Annotated in this window: 12 protein-coding genes; all 12 read right to left on the reverse strand. The window is 42.2% G+C overall.

Annotated features, from left to right (window positions below):
• Window positions 1–15 precede the first annotated feature (15 nt).
• Window positions 16–531, reverse strand: a complete 516-nt coding sequence (locus AC973_RS01700; protein ID WP_048726469.1) for a shikimate kinase — start codon at window positions 529–531, stop codon at window positions 16–18.
• 34 nt (window positions 532–565) lie between these two features.
• A complete protein-coding gene (gene aroA / locus AC973_RS01705) occupies window positions 566–1,849 on the reverse strand; it encodes a 3-phosphoshikimate 1-carboxyvinyltransferase (protein WP_048726471.1) in 1,284 nt (427 codons plus the stop codon).
• A 7-nt stretch (window positions 1,850–1,856) separates the two neighbouring features.
• Window positions 1,857–3,053: a chorismate synthase gene (aroC, locus tag AC973_RS01710; protein ID WP_016897609.1), complete on the reverse strand. Its 1,197-nt coding sequence runs from the start codon at window positions 3,051–3,053 to the stop codon at window positions 1,857–1,859.
• Between the two features lie 228 nt (window positions 3,054–3,281).
• Window positions 3,282–5,048 (reverse strand): pyruvate kinase, encoded by a 1,767-nt coding sequence (gene pyk / locus AC973_RS01715; protein WP_048726475.1) that lies wholly within the window; start codon window positions 5,046–5,048, stop codon window positions 3,282–3,284.
• A gap of 30 nt (window positions 5,049–5,078) precedes the next feature.
• Window positions 5,079–6,050 (reverse strand): 6-phosphofructokinase, encoded by a 972-nt coding sequence (gene pfkA / locus AC973_RS01720; RefSeq protein WP_048726477.1) that lies wholly within the window; start codon window positions 6,048–6,050, stop codon window positions 5,079–5,081.
• A gap of 102 nt (window positions 6,051–6,152) precedes the next feature.
• On the reverse strand, window positions 6,153–9,641 hold the full coding sequence (locus AC973_RS01725; RefSeq protein WP_048726480.1) for a DNA polymerase III subunit alpha: 3,489 nt from the start codon (window positions 9,639–9,641) through the stop codon (window positions 6,153–6,155).
• A gap of 42 nt (window positions 9,642–9,683) precedes the next feature.
• Window positions 9,684–10,808 (reverse strand): tRNA preQ1(34) S-adenosylmethionine ribosyltransferase-isomerase QueA, encoded by a 1,125-nt coding sequence (gene queA, locus AC973_RS01730; protein ID WP_048726483.1) that lies wholly within the window; start codon window positions 10,806–10,808, stop codon window positions 9,684–9,686.
• A complete protein-coding gene (gene ruvB, locus AC973_RS01735) occupies window positions 10,809–11,855 on the reverse strand; it encodes a Holliday junction branch migration DNA helicase RuvB (protein WP_048726486.1) in 1,047 nt (348 codons plus the stop codon). It abuts the gene before it with no gap.
• Window positions 11,856–11,882: 27 nt separating this feature from the next.
• Window positions 11,883–12,515: a Holliday junction branch migration protein RuvA gene (gene ruvA, locus AC973_RS01740; RefSeq protein ID WP_048726489.1), complete on the reverse strand. Its 633-nt coding sequence runs from the start codon at window positions 12,513–12,515 to the stop codon at window positions 11,883–11,885.
• A gap of 4 nt (window positions 12,516–12,519) precedes the next feature.
• Window positions 12,520–12,960: a peptide-methionine (R)-S-oxide reductase MsrB gene (gene msrB, locus AC973_RS01745; protein ID WP_048726492.1), complete on the reverse strand. Its 441-nt coding sequence runs from the start codon at window positions 12,958–12,960 to the stop codon at window positions 12,520–12,522.
• Window positions 12,961–13,087: 127 nt separating this feature from the next.
• Window positions 13,088–15,151 carry a DNA mismatch repair endonuclease MutL gene (gene mutL / locus AC973_RS01750; RefSeq protein WP_048726495.1) on the reverse strand — a complete coding sequence of 688 codons (2,064 nt, stop codon included), beginning with the start codon at window positions 15,149–15,151 and terminating at the stop codon, window positions 13,088–13,090.
• Window positions 15,152–15,163: 12 nt separating this feature from the next.
• A complete protein-coding gene (mutS, locus tag AC973_RS01755; RefSeq protein ID WP_048726497.1) occupies window positions 15,164–17,773 on the reverse strand; it encodes a DNA mismatch repair protein MutS in 2,610 nt (869 codons plus the stop codon).
• Window positions 17,774–17,782: the final 9 nt, after the last annotated feature.

Here is a 17,782-nt window from a genome sequence, read left to right on the forward strand (position 1 = left end):
TTCAAATTATCCAGTTTAACTCATTTTTATAATTACTTCTGCGGTTTCATATGCATCGGTTTGACGAACATCCAGTAGGTAATTCGACGCTTCCTCGTATAAAGGAATTCGTCGTTCATACTTGGCAGCCATCTGACTTTTACTATTGGCATTGACTAAGGGGCGGTCATTGTTACTGTGACCACCACGATTAATCCGTTGCCACGAGGTTTCAAAGGTATCTTGTAAGTAGAAAACCTTATCTTGTTGGGCTAGCAGTTGGCGGCACTCAGCCGTTTCCACAATACCACCACCGGTTGAAATCACTAGAGCAGCACTTTCTTCAGCCTCTAGTAATTCCGTCAAGATTTGGAACTCCAATAATCTAAAACCCGATTCTCCAATTTGATCAAAGATTTCTGCAATCGTCTGACCTCGACGGGCCTCGATATAGAAGTCCATGTCCACAAATGGGACTCCTAACTGGTTGGCCAAAATGCGCCCGACTGTTGACTTTCCGACACCCATAAATCCTGTTAATATGATTGGCATCCTTTGATCGACCTTCCATTTCCAATTGGGTGACTTACGCGCTTAAAGCGGCTAAGTCATCGAAGAAGCTTGGGAAAGAAATGTTTACTGCTTCAGAACGTGCCAAGTTGACAGCTCCTTCTTTTACCAATAAAGCAGCAACTTGTAGCATCATACCAATACGGTGGTCACCGTAACTATCCACATCCGCTGCGTGCAATGGTGTTGGACCGGTAATGATCATACCATCTTCAGTTTCTTCGATGTTTGCACCCATTTTATTTAATTCTTGGGCTGTGACCTGAATACGGTCAGTTTCTTTTACTTTTAATTCTTCAGCGTTGCGAATCACTGTCCTACCTTCCGCTTGGGTTGCGGCTAAAGCGATAATTGGAATTTCATCAATTAAAGCTGGAATAATGTCGCCACCGAATTCTGTTGCTTTTAAGTCGCTGGCAGAAACAGTTAAATCACCGCTCAAGCCACCTTCATGAAAGTATGTTTCGATATTTGCACCCATCTTGTTCAAGACTTCAATAATCCCTGCACGGGTTGGATTTAAACCCACATTTGGCATGTGGAGTTTAGAACCTTTAACTAATAGTGCAGCAACAATAAAGAAGGCTGCTGAGGAAATATCTGCTGGGACTTTAATATCCGTAGCTGTTAAGCTTTGGCCACCTTCTAGATAGATGTCTTTATCGTCCACTTTTAGTTCAACGCCAAAGTTTTTTAACATGTTTTCAGTATGATCACGTGACCGCTCTTTTTCATGGATAATTGTTGTACCTTCAGCAGTTAAACCTGCCAATAAAATCGATGATTTTACTTGAGCAGACGCCACTGGCATATCATATTCAATAGCATTTAAGTGGTCCACTGGTTGGATATACAAAGGCGCAAACTCGCTACCTTCTGAGCCAGAAATTGATGCCCCCATTTGGCGCAATGGTAGCATAACACGGTTCATTGGTCGTTTTGATAGGGATTCGTCACCAATCATTTTAATTTTAAATGGGAATCCTGAGAAAAGTCCTGCCAGTAAACGCATAGTCGTACCGGAGTTTCCAGCATCTAAGGCATGATCTGGTGCAGTCAAGCCTTCAATACCCTTACCGTGAACGATGACAGACCCATCTGCCTCTTCATCAATTTGAACACCTAAATCTCGGAAGATATTCATAGTTGAAATACAGTCTTCCGCATGTAGAAAGCCTTCAATTTTTGTGGTGCCTTTAGCAATAGAAGCGAACATAATTGCCCGGTGAGAAATTGATTTATCACCAGGAATCGTGATTGTCCCTTCTAGTGCATTGGCATCAATCATTAATTCTTTCATGGATGTTTTACTCTCCTTCATTTTGCCAAATGTCAGGGTTTTTAGCGTATTCGCGGTAGTTGTTTACTGCTTTGACTAATTCGTTGTAGTCATCATGTGGAAATTTTTCTAAAATTGCTTGGGCTAATTCAGTAGCGATTACTGTCTCACCAATAATGGCTGCACGAGGTACTGCCGTAATGTCAGAACGTTCAATCGACGCTTTGTACGGTTCTTTGGTGTAGATATCCACTGATTGTAATGGATGATATTGTGTTGGGATTGGTTTTTTGTAACCACGGACAATAATTGGCATACCAGTTGTCATACCACCTTCAAAACCACCCATATGGTTGGTTAGACGGTAGAAACCTTGAGTATCGTCGTAGGCAATTTCATCCATTAATTCGTTACCAAAACGGCTAGCCACTTCAACACCGTCACCGATTTCAGCCGCTTTAAAGGCATTAATCGAGACCATAGCACCTACTAATTTAGCGTCTAATTTCTTGTCCCAGTGTGTGTACGAACCCAAACCAGCAGGAACATTTTTAGCAATCACTTCGATAACCCCACCTAAAGTAGTCCCATCTTTTTTCGCTTGGTCAATTTTCGCTTTGATTTCTTCATCAATTGAATGGTCAATCATTTTTAATTCTGATTCATCCGTTGTTTGACGGATTTCTTCATAAGAAAGACTTGTTGCATCAACCTTACCTTCAACGCCACCTAAAGCTTTAACGTAAGCGATGATTTCAATATCTAAGCCATCTAAGATTTGTTGGGCAATTGAACCAACGGCTACACGCATCGTTGTTTCACGAGCAGATGAACGCTCTAAAACGTTACGTAAATCTTTAAAACCGTATTTGATTCCACCAACTAAGTCAGCATGCCCCGGACGTGGATGATGTACAGTACGACGTTTTTTAATACCGTCTTCTACATCTTCTGCACTCATAATTTCAGTCCATTTTTTAAAGTCTCTATTTTCAACAATCAAAGTAATTGGTGAACCTAAAGTTAATCCATGGCGAACACCTGAAGTAATACGCACTTGGTCTTTCTCAATTTTCATACGATTACCTGCACCATAGCCCATTTGACGGCGAGCAAGATTCTCGTTGATTTTATCTATATCGATTGGTAAGTTTGCTGGAACGCCTTCAATGATCGCAGTTTCTAAGGGACCATGTGATTCGCCAGCTGTAATGAAACGTAGCATGTACTGTTTCCTCCTAATTTTCAATTTCTCTTATTCATTTTAGCCTTTATTTCCAATAGGGGCAATTATATTTATACAAAAATTAGAAAATAATGAAGATTCCATCGGATAATCTAATATAATGTATCATTTTTGGAAAAAAGAAAAGTGCTGACCAAGCTATGAAAGCTCAGTCAACACTTTTTAAATGTCCGAATAATAGATTTTAGTGACTCAGGTTAAGCAAGATTAGATAGTTGTAGTTGCGCCGTTATAAATGATACCACGACGAGCATCAACTGTTACTAATTGGCCGTTTTCAATTGAAGAAGTTGCGTTTTCTGCACCTACAACAACTGGAATTCCATTTTCTACACCTAATACTGCTGCATGGCTTGTTAATCCACCTTTTTCAACAACTACTGCTGCAGCGTTTTTAATTGCTTCATTGTAGTCGTTGTCAGTTGATTTCACAACTAATACAGAGTTAGCTTTTACGTTAGCTACTGCATCTGCTGCATTGTCTACAACTACTGCATGACCAACAACAGATTTTTCTCCGATACCTGAACCTGATACTAATTTTTCACCAATAACTTGGATTTTCATCAAGTTAGTAGTACCTTTTTCACCAACTGGTACACCAGCAGAGATAATAATTGTATCACCATCCTGAGCGTAGCCAGATTCTTTCGCTACAGTACCTGCTAATGACATCATTTCGTCAGTTGAAGCTGGTTTTTCAACAACAAATGGTTCTACACCCCACGCTAAAACTAATTTACGTGCTTGGCTTTCAGAGAAAGTTAAAGCGATAATTTTAGCACTTGGACGATATTTAGAAATCATTTTCGCTGTGTGACCAGATTCAGTGGCTGCAACGATTGTTGAAACGCGTAAGCTACGAGCAGTGTAAGCAACAGATTGGCTGATTGCTTCTGCCATGTCACCTTCTGTACTTGGTTTTAATGAACCAATGTCAGTTTTCGCTTCTTTACGTCCTTCACTTACTAATGCAATACGGTTCATTGTTTGAACTGCTTCTACTGGATAGTCACCGGCAGCAGTTTCACCTGAAAGCATGATTGCGTCAGTACCATCAAAGATTGCGTTAGCAACGTCAGATGCTTCTGCACGAGTTGGACGTGGGTTAGATTGCATTGAATCTAACATTTGTGTAGCTGTAATAACTGGTTTACCAGCTAAGTTACATTTACGGATCATGTCTTTTTGTACAACTGGTACTTGTTCAGCTGGGATTTCTACCCCTAAGTCACCACGAGCAACCATTAAACCGTCAGATACAGATAAGATATCGTCTAAGTTATCTACACCTTCCTGGTTTTCGATTTTAGGGATGATTTGAACTGATTCGTTACCAGTTTCTTCTAGAATTTCACGGATTTCTAAGACATCACTTGGTTTACGTACGAATGATGCTGCAATATAATCAATATCATTTTCTAGACCGAAACGGATATCATTTGCATCTTTTTCAGTAATACCTGGCAATTGAACAGAAACGCCTGGTACGTTAACACCTTTTTTATCTTTGATGATACCAGTGTTTTGTACTTCAGTAACGATTTCGTTGTTTGCAGTGTCGATATCAGTTACTAATAAGTCTACTAAACCATCATCAATTAAGATATGAGAACCTTTTTCTACATCATTAATCAATTCAGTGTATGTAATTGAGAATTTTGTTTCGTCACCCTCAACTTCTGTCATTGATAAGCGAACTTCAGAACCTTTAACCAATGTTACAGGTTTGTGGTCTTTCATGTTGTTTGTCCGAATTTCAGGACCTTTAGTATCTAATAAGATTGCAACGCGGCGACCAGTTTTTTCTGAAGCCTCGCGGATGTTGTTGATACGTGCTAAATGCTCGTCGTGGTCTCCATGAGAGAAGTTCAAACGAGCAACGTTCATACCTGATTCAATCAGTTGAACTAAAGTGTCTATAGACTCCGATGCGGGTCCAATGGTACATACAATCTTGGTGTTTTTTTCCATAATGATTAATGCATCCTTTCTTAGAAAAAATTAAAATGAAATTTCTGAGTTGATATTGTATAGATTTACTTGTGACGAACGTGAGTGTCCTTTTGTTTGCAATGCTTCATTAATATCAGTAGCGATAATATTTTCTCCACTGATACCTACACAAACACCGCTAGCCCCCTCATGTAGCAATTCAACAGCTTTAGACCCGAATAATGCTGCTAAAACACGGTCACGAGCTGTAGGTGATCCACCACGTTGAACGTGTCCCAACACAGTAACACGTGCATGATAGTCATCATATTCATAAAGTTTATCGGCAAATTCATGACCTTCCATTACACCTTCAGCAAGAATAATAATAGAGTGTTTCTTACCGCGACGTCTACCTTCTTCGATATTCGCAACAACTTCATCCATATTAAATTCCGCTTCTGGAATAATAATCTGCTCAGCACCTGAACCGATACCAGTCCATACAGCAATATCACCCGCATTCCGTCCCATCACTTCGATTACGAATGTACGAAGATGACTAGTAGCCGTATCACGAATTTTATCGATTGCTTCCAAGGCAGTATTACATGCGGTATCAAAACCGATTGTATATTCAGTACCAGGAATATCATTATCAATTGTTCCTGGAATGCCGACAGTTTGAATACCTGCTGCCGCTAATGATGCAGCACCACGGTAAGAACCATCCCCACCAATTACTACTAAAGAGTCAATACCATGTTTTTTTAATTGTTCAATAGCAGGTCTACGGCCTTCTTCATTCTGAAATTCTGGATAACGAGCAGTATAAAGCATGGTTCCTCCACGAGAAGTCAAATCACTTACATCGCGTTCCGCCATTTGGAAAATATCACCTTCAGCTAAGCCACGATAACCATAGCGAATACCGAAAACTTCATCGCCGTCATGTATTGCTTTGCGAACTACTGCTCTGATAGCTGCGTTCATGCCAGGTGCATCTCCACCACTAGTTAAAACTCCTATACGTTTTCCCATTTTTTCACCTCAATTAATTTATTTACAGTGTTATTCTACCATTTTTCCTTACCAATGTCTTACGTTTTCTAATTTTGTGCAAAGATATACAAGTATTCTATGCTATTTAACAACCACATTCTCCTCGCCATAGAAAGCAATCAATTCTGTAACCGATTCATCCGTCACTTCAATCGCATACTTTTCAGACAACCAGTAGTTTTCTTGACTCGCCACAATCGTAAAATGAAGCCTGGTTTGCCCCGGATATTTGCCAACAACTTCTAGTAGTCCAGCTTTCAGCTCACTAGCCTTGGCCTTATCTTCAACGCGAATCCAACAAACTGGGGCTTGAGTGCTTTGTGCAAGCTGGTCTTTTTGTCCGCCAGCATGATCTGCTTGACCAGAACCGTCTGCTTTTTTTTGACTCAAATTGTTTAAATAAGCTTTTGTATCTTCATCCAACATCCAAGCCTTAGTCAAGACGACTTGCAATTCATCATTGCGCTTTTGCGTCTTTCCGTAAACCAACAAGGCATTGCCCTGGTTTAAATGTTTGGCGAAAGTAATATAAGCTTCCGGGAATGCCGTCACAGAAATTTGCCCCGTTTGGTCCTCTAATGTCACAAAGGCCATGGGTTGATTTTTCTTAGTAGTGATTCGTTTCACCGCCATAACCTCCCCTATGAAAAAGGCTTTGTCATTTTCTTTGAGGTTTTCAATGTAATCAATAATCCCTGTTTGATAAAAACTTTCATAGTCTTCAAAAAGGCTGATCGATAATGCTTGCCCCAGCGTTTCTATTTCATTTTCAATTAATTGGTGTTGGTCAAATTCATCGATTTCAACAATCTTGGGTGCGAACATGGCTGACAAGTCATCGTCCCCAAGTAGCGAGGTTTGGTGTTGATTGTTTGTTTTAAAGAGTTGCTCATGGGTAATCATCTTAGGGATAGCTTCCAATTGTAAGGTACGTCGGTTGTAACCAAAGCTATCCAAAGCACCTGCTTGGGCTAATTTAACTAAGATGTCTTCTTTGAGGGCAAGCTTTCCAAGTCGGTGGATAAAGTCGGCAAAGTCCTTAAATGGTCCTTCCGCTTCCCGAGCTTGAATCATTTCTTCTACTGCCCGCTTAGGAATGCCTCGAATGTCCCCTAAGCCGAGTTGTAACTGGTGGTCGTCCACAACTGACAAGCCATAAAATGACTTGTTGATATCTGGATTGACCACTTCAACCCCGTGGTTTTTCGCTTCTAGTACCAGGTTCTTCCCTTTTTTATCATATATCCTTGTATGTTTCAGGTTGCCATAATAAAAAGCAACAGGATAATTGGCCTTGATCCAAGCCAATTGGTAGGCCAAGTATGAGTAAGCAAAGGAATGTGACTTATTGAAACCATAGTTGGCGAAGGCTTCAATATAGTCATAAATTTGCACAGCGACACTTTCCTGGTAGCCATTTTCAATAGCCCCACTGATAAATTGTTCGCGGACTTTTTCAATGGTTTCATGTTTCTTTTTTCCGATGGCACGACGCAAGATATCCGCTTCACCCAGACTAAATCCTGCAATTTTTTGGGTCACCTGCATTACTTGTTCCTGGTAGACCATAACGCCATATGTAGGGGCTAACATTGGTACTAAATCAGGGTGTGGGTAAGCAATAGCTTCACGTCCATGCTTTCTGGCCACAAAATGTGGAATTTGTTGGACTGGACCTGGTCGGTACAAGGCATTAACAGCCACCACATCTTCAATGGATGTAGGCGCTACTTGTTTCAAAACATTCTTAATACCGTCCGATTCAAATTGGAAGACGCCATTGGTATCTGCATGTTGGAAGATTTCATAAGTCTTTGGATTATCTAATGGAATATCCAAGGCTTTGACTGGTCGACTGGTTAATTTACCAACGGCCGCTAACCCGTCATGCAAAATAGTCAGGTTGGATAGGCTCAGAAAGTCGACCTTCAGTAGGCCCACTGCCTCAACATCCCCCATTGTATATTGGGTATTTGGAATATGGGTGGATGAGGCTTGAAGCGGTGTATGCAAGGTTAATGGTTGGTCTGCAATCACAACACCGGCCGCATGGGTGGAGACGTGACGTGGTAACCCTTCTAGTTTACGGGCGGTATCAAACCACAATTGCCCGTGGTCTTCGTTTTCAATTAATTCCCGCAATTTCTGGGACTGTTCACGGACTGCTGTTAGTGTTTCAGCTGGTAAATTAGGGTTATTACCTACTGTATTAGCCCATTCTGACAAGGTCACTTGCGCTTTCCCAAAGACAGATCCCACATTTCGCAAGGCTTGCCGAGCACCAAATGTCCCAAAAGTTGCAATTTGTGCTACATGGTTGTCTCCGTATTTCCGGTAGACATAGTCGAGCACTTCTTGCCGTTTATTATCTGGGAAATCCAGGTCAATGTCCGGCATATTCTGCCGTTCTGGATTCAAGAACCGCTCAAATAGTAAGTCGTTTGCAATCGGGTCAACGTCTGTAATTTCTAAGACGTAAGCCACTAAGGCACCGGCAGCCGACCCACGTCCTGGGCCCGTTTGGATATGGTGTTGGTGGGCATAGTTCATCACGTCCCAAACGAGTAAGAAATAATCGTCAAAGCCCATATCATGGATGACTGACAATTCATAAGCCAAACGGTCGGTATAGGCATCTGTAACCTCCGCCACCCGCTTAACTAACCCTGCTTCCGCTAGGTCTTTTAGGTATTTAGGTGTATCCGTGTATTCACTTGGTAGAGGGTATTTGGGCAGCAAGGTTTCAACTTGAGGAAATACAATATCAATACCCTTCACCGCTGCCTCTAATCGGTTCAAGGAATCTTTATAAACTGAATCTTGATCATCTGGGTCTTGGTACATCTTGGCCCATTGGTCTGGACTTCTGAGTGCATGGGTTCCTTTCACTTGCTTCAACTCATCAATCCCTATCATTGGCTTATTATTGTCAATGGCTTCAAGGACTTGTTGGGTGAAGAAGTCATCTGGATTTGCATATTGAATGTGCGGCATAGCGACTAATGGAATCCCTGATTGTTCACTCAATTCGATGATGGCTTTTGCGTGGAATTGTTCATTCTCCAAAGCTGAAAGGCCTAGGAATAATTGGTCATCTGAAAAATGGCGTCGCCACCAAAGTAGCTCTTTCTCTAACTGGTCGTAGTCTGTCTGACCGTCACCTTGTTTCAAGTACCGCATATGGGGGCCGTTCATAGCAGAAAAAATCACCATATAATCGTCTGCGTGCATGGTGATTTCTTGGTAAATGGCCCGGCGGTTGGCTTCTGCTTGTAATTTTAAGGACGAAGAAAGGGCCATCAGATGCTGATAGCCTTTGTAGTTTTTTGCGTAAACAACCAATTCTTCTTTGACATTGTCAATACTCAACTGGACGGTTAGCCCGATTAAAGGGGTGATGCCATTTTGCTCACAGGCACGGACAAATGTCAAGCTGCCTGACATGACATTGACATCGGCCAAGCCTAAATGGGTATAACCTGCAGATGCCCCTGCTTGTACGTACGCTTCAACAGACATGGGACTAGTTAATAGGGAATAGGCTGAATTTACATGTAATGGCACAAACATCCGGTCACCTCCTCATTCATATGGTTTGTTTAAAATCACTATTTATTTGTCTTCATTAGTAAAAAACTGACTATTTCGTTGTTTCGCCGCTTCAATATCTTCTGCAGTAATCGCTGGATCAACGTATTGGGGCCCTCGTAAGAACATGGCATCCCCAAAGGAGAAGAACCGGTATTTTCCTTCAACTGCATGACGGTAAGCCGCAAGGACATGGTCGCGTCCGGCAAAGGCTGAAACCAACATAATTAAAGTCGATTTAGGTAAGTGGAAGTTAGTAATAAAACCTTCAACCACGCTAAATTGATAGCCTGGTGCGATAAAAATATCGGTCCAACCAGAATCAGGTTGGACTTGCCCATTGAATTTAGTGCCAATCGTTTCAAGGGTGCGGATAGATGTTGTCCCAACTGCAATCACCCTGTGTCCGCCTTCTTGGGCACGGCGAATTTTAGCCGCATTTTCTTGGTCTAAGCGATAGAATTCTGAATGCATTTTGTGGGCATCGATATCATCCACAGATACCGGCCGGAAGGTCCCAAGCCCGACATGTAAGGTTAGGTAGGCGATTTCAACGCCCCGGTCTTTTAAGGCGTTCATAAATTCTTCTGTAAAATGAAGACCCGCTGTTGGTGCTGCCGCTGACCCATTTTCCTTAGCATAGACGGTTTGATACCGGTCAGGATTGTCTAGTTTCTCTTTGATATATGGCGGTAATGGCATTTCGCCTAAAGCCTCAAGGACTTCTAAAAAGATGCCATTATATTTGAATTCCACAATTCGTCCACCATGATCAAGCACTTCAGTAACAACCGCCACTAATTGACCGTCCCCAAAAGCAATCTCAGTCCCCACACGAATACGACGAGCTGGTTTAACCAAGGTTTCCCATTTGTCGCCCTCCGTATTATTTAATAGTAAGACCTCGATATGTCCACCCGTATCAGGACGAATCCCGTGTAAACGCGCTGGTAATACTCGGGTATTATTCAATACCAAGACATCGCCCGCTTCAAGTTCACTTGCTACATCTGGAAAATGGCCATCCTGGAAATCCCCAGTTTGGGCGTCAAGTTTCAGCAGTCTACTAGCCAACCGGTCTTGAATAGGTACTTGGGCAATTAGTTCTTCTGGTAAGTCAAAATCAAAATCATTTGTCGTTAATGTCACTTAAAATTCCTCCGCATAGGGTATGCCTAAATGGTCGTAGGCCTTTGGTGTTGCTAGACGACCACGTGGCGTTCTTTGTAAGAACCCATTTTGAATTAAGAAGGGTTCATACATATCTTCTATTGTTGTCGTTTCCTCTGAGATATTCGCAGCTATGGTCGACAAACCAACCGGTCCCCCACCATAATAGCGAATAATCACCTCGAGAATTTTTCGATCCGTTTCATCTAAACCTGCCTGGTCTACTTTCAAAATAGATAAGGCCTTATCCGTGATAGGATCGTCAATTAAACCATCTTCGTGATATACTTGGGCAAAATCACGGACCCGCTTTAATAATCGGTTGGCGATACGAGGTGTCCCTCGTGACCGCATCCCGATTTCTTTCGCTGCTTGATCTTTAATTGGCACTTCAAATAAACGGGCTGTCCGTTCAACAATGGTCGCTAATTCATCCACTGTATAGTAGCGTAAATGTTGCACAATCCCAAACCGGTGTCTTAGTGGTGACGACAAGGCGCCTGGTCTAGTTGTTGCCCCAATTAAGGTAAAAGGTGGCAGCGGGAAATGCACAGGGTGGGCCCCTTCATCTTGCCCAACAATAATATCTACTTGGTAGTCTTCCATAGCAGAATACAACATTTCTTCTACCACACGGGGTAAGCGATGAATTTCATCAATAAACAAGACATCTCCTGCTGAAAGCTCATTCAACAAGACTAGTAAGTCTCCTGTTTTTTCAATAGCTGGTCCAGAAGTCGTTTGAATATTAACCCCCATTTCATTGGCGATAATATTAGCCAGGGTGGTTTTCCCTAAACCTGGTGGTCCATAAAGGAGGACATGGTCAAGGGCTTCATCACGATTTTCAGCTGCTTGTATATAAATCGCTAATTCTTCTTTTAATTCAGCTTGGCCAATGTATTCCCGCAAAAACTTTGGTCGTAAGGATAATTCCTGGGTTTCATCTGCTTGTGCATGGGGTGAGTGAATTTGGCCGTTGTGGACGATTTCAACATCTAAATCTTCCTGATGATCAAAATCCATGGCGAATGTCTCCTTTCTTTTCCTATATTAACGTTTTGTAATAAATTTCAAGGCGACGCGAATGGCTTCCGCTGTAGTGGTTACACCGGAGAAGTCAGCGTTTTTCACTACGCGATTGATTTCTCTTTGGCTGTAGCCAAGACTAGCCATGGCCTCTTCAAGCTCATGCATGAATGGTAGGTTGACTTGGTCTGTTCCTTGAATATCCAAGCTTTCTTGCTTGAATAGTGCAGAAGACGGAGACTCAGCTAAAACTTTTGGCAGTTTTTCTTTCAAATCCAGCACAATCTGGCCGGCTGTCTTTTTGCCAACACCTGGAAACTTCATTAAAAAGGCATTGTCTTCTGCCCGGATGGCTGCGACTAAACCGGCGTTATCGTCTAATGATAGGATGGATAAGGCAGATTTAGGGCCGATACCAGAAACAGAAATCAGCTGCAGGAAGATAATCTTCTCTTCTTGTGATTTAAAACCATATAAACGGATGTCATTCTCTGAAACAGATTGATACAACCAAATTTTCACTGGTTGGTCTTGCCCGATTTTGTCTGTAAAACGATAAGGATTGGCCATATAAATATAGTAGCCAATCCCCCCCGTTTCAAGTATGACAGCATCTGGGTAGACACTTTCAACCTGACCTATCATAAATTCGTACATGGTCTTACTTCACTAGTTCTTTCAAGTCGCCGTAGCCTTCTTTGTCCATATCTTCTAGCGATACGAAACGAAGTGAAGCAGAGTTGACGCAGTAACGCAAGCCACCTAATTCAGCTGGGCCATCGTTAAATACGTGGCCTAAGTGGGTATCTGCATCTTTTGAACGGACTTCAATACGTTTCATACCATATGAAGAGTCATCTAACTCTTCGATCTCATCTTCCAAAATTGGTTTTGAAAATGATGGCCAACCACAACCGGCATCAAATTTATCAGTAGATACAAATAATGGTTTACCGCTCACGATATCCACGTAAATACCTTGCTCGTAGAAGTCGTCATATTGACCAGTAAATGGGCGTTCAGTACCCGCGTTTTGTGTTACTTCATATTCTAATTCAGACAATTCTTTCAAACGTTCTTCTTTATTGTAGTCTTTTGTCATAATGAAACTCCTTTTTTTTTCATTCAGTTGAGGTTGTGACATAAGAGTCACACCTCACTTTTCGTTACTTATATTCTAGCACAATATCTTTCTATACACGAAAATCTAGATTACAGTTTTAATTGCCCTACAATTGCGGTGACTCGTGCGGATCTTGAATTCGCTTGAACATCCGCTCAATTTCGTAATTTGAAAAATGGACCAGCACTGGTCGTCCGTGCGGGCAGTTATAAGGATTTTTGGTATAAGCCAAGTCATGCAGCAGTTGTTTCGCCTGCATGTCGTCTAAATAATGATTGGCTTTAATCGACCGTTTACACGACATCATGATAGCCGTCGCTTCCCGGTAATTGCCTACCGTCGCTTTAGGATCTTCTAAAACTAAGGCAATCAAATCTTCCACAATTTTTTGGACATTCTTCTTGCCCATCCAAATTGGGTGCTGCTGTAACTGGAAGGCATTTGGGCCAAAGGGCTCTAAATCAATCCCCATTTTCAACAATTTTGGTCGGATTTGGTCAATCTCTTGGCCCTCTGAATTTGAGAAATCAAAAACAATCGGTAATAGTAAACTCTGCATTGCCGTTCCAAATTCCATAATGGTGTCCCGGTAGTATTCGTACTTAATCCGCTCCTGGGCCGCATGTTGGTCCACCAAATACATGCCCATCTCATTTTCAGCTACCAAATAAGTCCCCTGCATTTGCCCCACATAAGTCAACTCGGGAAAGGACATATTCCGGTCTACGATAGCCTGGTCAAGCGCCCGAACTTGGTTAACCGTTTGCCAGACTGGTTTGTTGTGCGATTTTGGCAAGTCCACTTCTTGTTCCGTATCCAAATAGGCTACTGACGATTCATCTGAATCATCAGCCTCATTCTCAAAGTCTTCTGCTTGAACCACCTGGGCTTCATCCCGCAAGTAAGTCGGCACTTGGACAGATTGTTTGACCTCTTCATTAACATTTTCATCAAAAACATTAGAGAAACCATTACCTGAAAAAGGGCTAGTGGCATCTTGCTTATTATCGCTACCATGACTGCTTTGAATGGCCGAGAAGTCTAAACTGGCTTGCTCGCCAAGATAAGTTGTTGGCTGGCTTAGAGGGCGGTAGTTATTTTGCCCAGAAGATGTTGAAGCAAATGGATCGCTGTTATTGACTGATTGGCCATCGTCCCCTTCACCGTATGCGTATACATCCGGAATCCGTTGTACAGGGGCTAAGGCATCAATAATGCCGGTTTTGATCATATCATAGAGGTCATCTTCTTTAGAGATACGGACCTCTTGCTTGGTTGGGTGAACGTTCACATCGATTAATTGCGGGTCAAGTTCAATATAAATGACCGCAATCGGATACCGTCCCACCATTAATTTAGACCCATAACCCTTTAAAATGGCTTGGTTCAATTTATAGTTTTTGATAAAACGACCATTCACAAATAAGGACATATAAGACTTGCTGGCTCTAGTGACAGCTGGTAAGGACACGTATCCTGAAATGTTAAAGTCTAAGTTTTCGCCTTCAATAGCTACCATATCTTTGGCCTGTCTAAAGCCGTAAATGGCCGCTAAGACTTCATTGACCCGACCCTTACCATTTGTTGACAATAAGGTTTTCCCGTCATGGATATAGGTAAAGCGAATGTCTGGATGTCCAAGGCTCTCACGGTTAATGATATCTGTAATATGGGCTAATTCTGTTTGCAAACTCTTCAAGTATTTCAAACGTGCCGGCGTATTGTAGAAGAGGTTCTCTACCAGTACAGACGTTCCCCGTCTTAAAGCAGACGACTTCTGGTCAATGATTTCCCCATCTTTAATATAGATTTCACTTGAAGATTCCCCGTCAGAGGTATTCATGGTCACTTCTGAAACTGAGGCGATTGACGGCAAAGCCTCACCCCTAAATCCTAGTGTCCGTATTCTAAACAAGTCACTTGAACTATATATTTTTGAGGTTGCATGTCGTTTAAAGGCGAGGCCAACTTGATCCGCTGCAATCCCTTTTCCATTATCAATCACTTGAATCGACCGTAATCCGGCTTCCTTTATGTGAATCGCAATTTCACTGGCTCCTGCATCTATCGCGTTCTCCACAAGTTCCTTGACAACTGAGGCTGGTCGTTCAACCACTTCCCCCGCTGCAATCTGGTTGGCTACTTGAATGGGTAATTCTTGTATCGCCATTTACATCATCCTTTATAAGTGGCTCTTTAATTCTGCTAAGAAATTTAAGGCCTGAATCGGTGTTAAGTTATATATATCTTCAGCCTTCAATTGGTCGATCACTGCTTGACTGCCTGCTTCCACTGGCCTATTGTCTACCGGTTGAACTGGCGTCTCTTCATGGACTAAATCAAATAGCGACAGCTGTTGGTCCTTATTGACTTCATTTAAATTTTTGGCTTCAAGTTCCTTCAAGACCACTTGGGCATTCTGCAACAATTCACCCGGCATACCGGCCAATTTGGCTACATGAATCCCGTAAGACTTGTCCGTTGCACCGTTAAATACCTTATGCAAGAAGACCAATTCCCCATCCTCTTCACTAGCTCCAACATGAATATTGGCTAAGCGCGGTAAGCTTTCATCTAAGGCTGTAAGTTCGTGGTAGTGCGTTGAAAAAAGGACTTTCGCATCGAAGTGGTCATGGATATAGACCAAGATGGCTTGGGCCAAGGCAATCCCGTCATAAGTAGACGTTCCGCGTCCCAATTCATCAAATAATAATAGGGAATTATCGGTGGCGTGTTGCAAAGCTTGATTGGCTTCCATCATTTCCACCATGAAAGTCGACTGACCCGCTAAAAGATCATCTGCCGCCCCAATCCGGGTGAAAATCTTATCAAAAATCGGTAAACGGGCTTCCTTAGCTGGTACAAAAGACCCCATTTGGGCCAGAATGACAATCAGTCCTAATTGCCGCATGTAAGTTGATTTACCTGACATATTTGGCCCTGTAATCATCAAAATGCTTGTTTCAGGATTCATCACGATATCATTGGGCACAAATCGATCTTGGCCAATGACCCCTTCAACCACCGGGTGTCTTGATTCTTTCAAGTACAAGTCACGTTTGTCGGTCATGAATTGTGGTTTCACGTATTGGTGGGTCTCTGAAATCTCCGCTAAGGACTGTAGTACATCAATAGTAGCTACTGTACTCGCAATCGCCTGCAAGGTCACTTGATGACGCTTCACTTCTTCACGTACTGCTTGGAAAAGTTGGTGTTCAAGGACTTGTGACTGTTCTTCCGCTTCAAGAATTTTTGCTTCCACTTCTTTTAGTTCAGGTGTAATGAACCGTTCAGCGTTGGTTAAGGTCTGCTTGCGGTCATAACGGCCTTCTTCAAGTAAATGCAGGTTGGCTTTTGTCACTTCGATATAGTAACCAAAGACCTTATTATAGCCAACTTTAAGGGATTTAATGCCCGTTTTGGCCCGTTCATCCGCCTGCAATTGAGCAATCCACTGTTGCCCGTTACGCATGGCATCCCGGTATTCGTCTAATTGCGGGTTAAAGCCATCCGCAATGACATTCCCATCTTTTAAAGTCGCCGGTGCATCTTCCTTGATGGCCCCTGCAATCGTATCGGTTAATGCTGGTAAGGCTGTAATTTGTCCTTGGATATTGGCCCAGACACTTTCATCTTCATTATCCGCTGCAATTTGGTCAACGGTGTCAATAATTCCTGGGACCCGACTTAGTGACTGGTTTAATTGTAGTAATTCTTTAGGGTTAACGTTCCCCATGGCTACTTTTGCCACTAACCGCTCTAAGTCATACACCCCATGTAATAGGTCTTTAATTTCAAGACGTTGGAAATAATGTTCGATCAAATCTTCAATTTGGGATTGACGCCGTTCAATTGCCGGTAGGGAAATCAGTGGTCTATCCAACCAATTTTTTAGTAAACGAAAGCCCATAGCCGTTTCTGTTTTATTTAAGAAGGCTAACAAGGACCCTTGCCGTTTCTTGGTTCTAACTGATTCGGTTAATTCCAAATTACTTTTGGCATAGTAGTCCATGTGGAGGTAATGCGCTACTTCATAGTGGGTCGCCGCCTGCCAATGGTCAATTGCTTGGTGGGACATAGAATTTACATAAGTCAATAGTAATAAGAGTCCATTCAATTCCTGGTCATCCGAAATGTCAGCTAGGATTTGCTTGTAACTTTCTCTTGTTGTCGACCCTACTTCAGCTGTTAACTCAAAAGGTGATAAGGTGAAGGATTGTAGGTGTTGTAATTCTTCTACCTGGTCTTTTGGTACAGCTTGTGAAACAACCAATTCTTTCGATTGTAATTGGGAAAATTCTGTCAAAACAGCATTAAAGTCGTCAAGTGTAGTCACTTTTAACTCCCCAGTACCCACATCCGAAAAGGCTAAAATGTATTGGCCATTAACGTAATCTAGGGCAGAAAGGTAGTTGTTTTCAACCATGCCAATGCTGTCATTCATATAGGTCCCCGGTGTCAAGACTTTAACAACACCACGTTTGACCATGCCTTTGGTTAATTTGGGGTCTTCCAATTGTTCAGCAATTGCCACCTTATGACCTTGGCTGACCAAGGTTTTAATATATTCGCTGGCTGAATGGTATGGAATCCCACACATAGGGATTGGATCTTCCGCATTTTTATTGCGCGAGGTTAAAGTAATTTCTAAAATTTGGGCCGCTTTTAAGGCATCGTCATTAAACATTTCATAAAAGTCACCTAGACGAAAGAACAAGAAGGCATCCGGATATTGGCCCTTCATTTCATTATATTGTTCCATCATTGGCGTTTGTTTGGTTTTTTGAGGCATCTTGGATTC

The organism is Carnobacterium sp. 1290_CSPC, from assembly GCF_001053265.1.
GTDB classification, from domain to species: Bacteria; Bacillota; Bacilli; order Lactobacillales; family Aerococcaceae; genus Aerococcus; species Aerococcus urinaeequi.

Excerpts from the sequence above, each read along its gene's own strand:
- AC973_RS01700 (WP_048726469.1), bottom strand. The coding sequence starts at position 531 with ATGCCAATCATATTAACAGGATTTATGGGTGTCGGAAAGTCAACAGTC.
- aroA (WP_048726471.1), bottom strand. The coding sequence starts at position 1,849 with ATGAAAGAATTAATGATTGATGCCAATGCACTAGAAGGGACAATCACG.
- aroC (WP_016897609.1), bottom strand. The coding sequence starts at position 3,053 with ATGCTACGTTTCATTACAGCTGGCGAATCACATGGTCCCTTAGAAACT.
- pyk (WP_048726475.1), bottom strand. The coding sequence starts at position 5,048 with ATGGAAAAAAACACCAAGATTGTATGTACCATTGGACCCGCATCGGAG.
- pfkA (WP_048726477.1), bottom strand. The coding sequence starts at position 6,050 with ATGGGAAAACGTATAGGAGTTTTAACTAGTGGTGGAGATGCACCTGGC.
- AC973_RS01725 (WP_048726480.1), bottom strand. The coding sequence starts at position 9,641 with ATGTTTGTGCCATTACATGTAAATTCAGCCTATTCCCTATTAACTAGT.
- ruvB (WP_048726486.1), bottom strand. The coding sequence starts at position 11,855 with ATGGATTTTGATCATCAGGAAGATTTAGATGTTGAAATCGTCCACAAC.
- ruvA (WP_048726489.1), bottom strand. The coding sequence starts at position 12,515 with ATGTACGAATTTATGATAGGTCAGGTTGAAAGTGTCTACCCAGATGCT.
- msrB (WP_048726492.1), bottom strand. The coding sequence starts at position 12,960 with ATGACAAAAGACTACAATAAAGAAGAACGTTTGAAAGAATTGTCTGAA.
- mutL (WP_048726495.1), bottom strand. The coding sequence starts at position 15,151 with ATGGCGATACAAGAATTACCCATTCAAGTAGCCAACCAGATTGCAGCG.
- mutS (WP_048726497.1), bottom strand. The coding sequence starts at position 17,773 with ATGCCTCAAAAAACCAAACAAACGCCAATGATGGAACAATATAATGAA.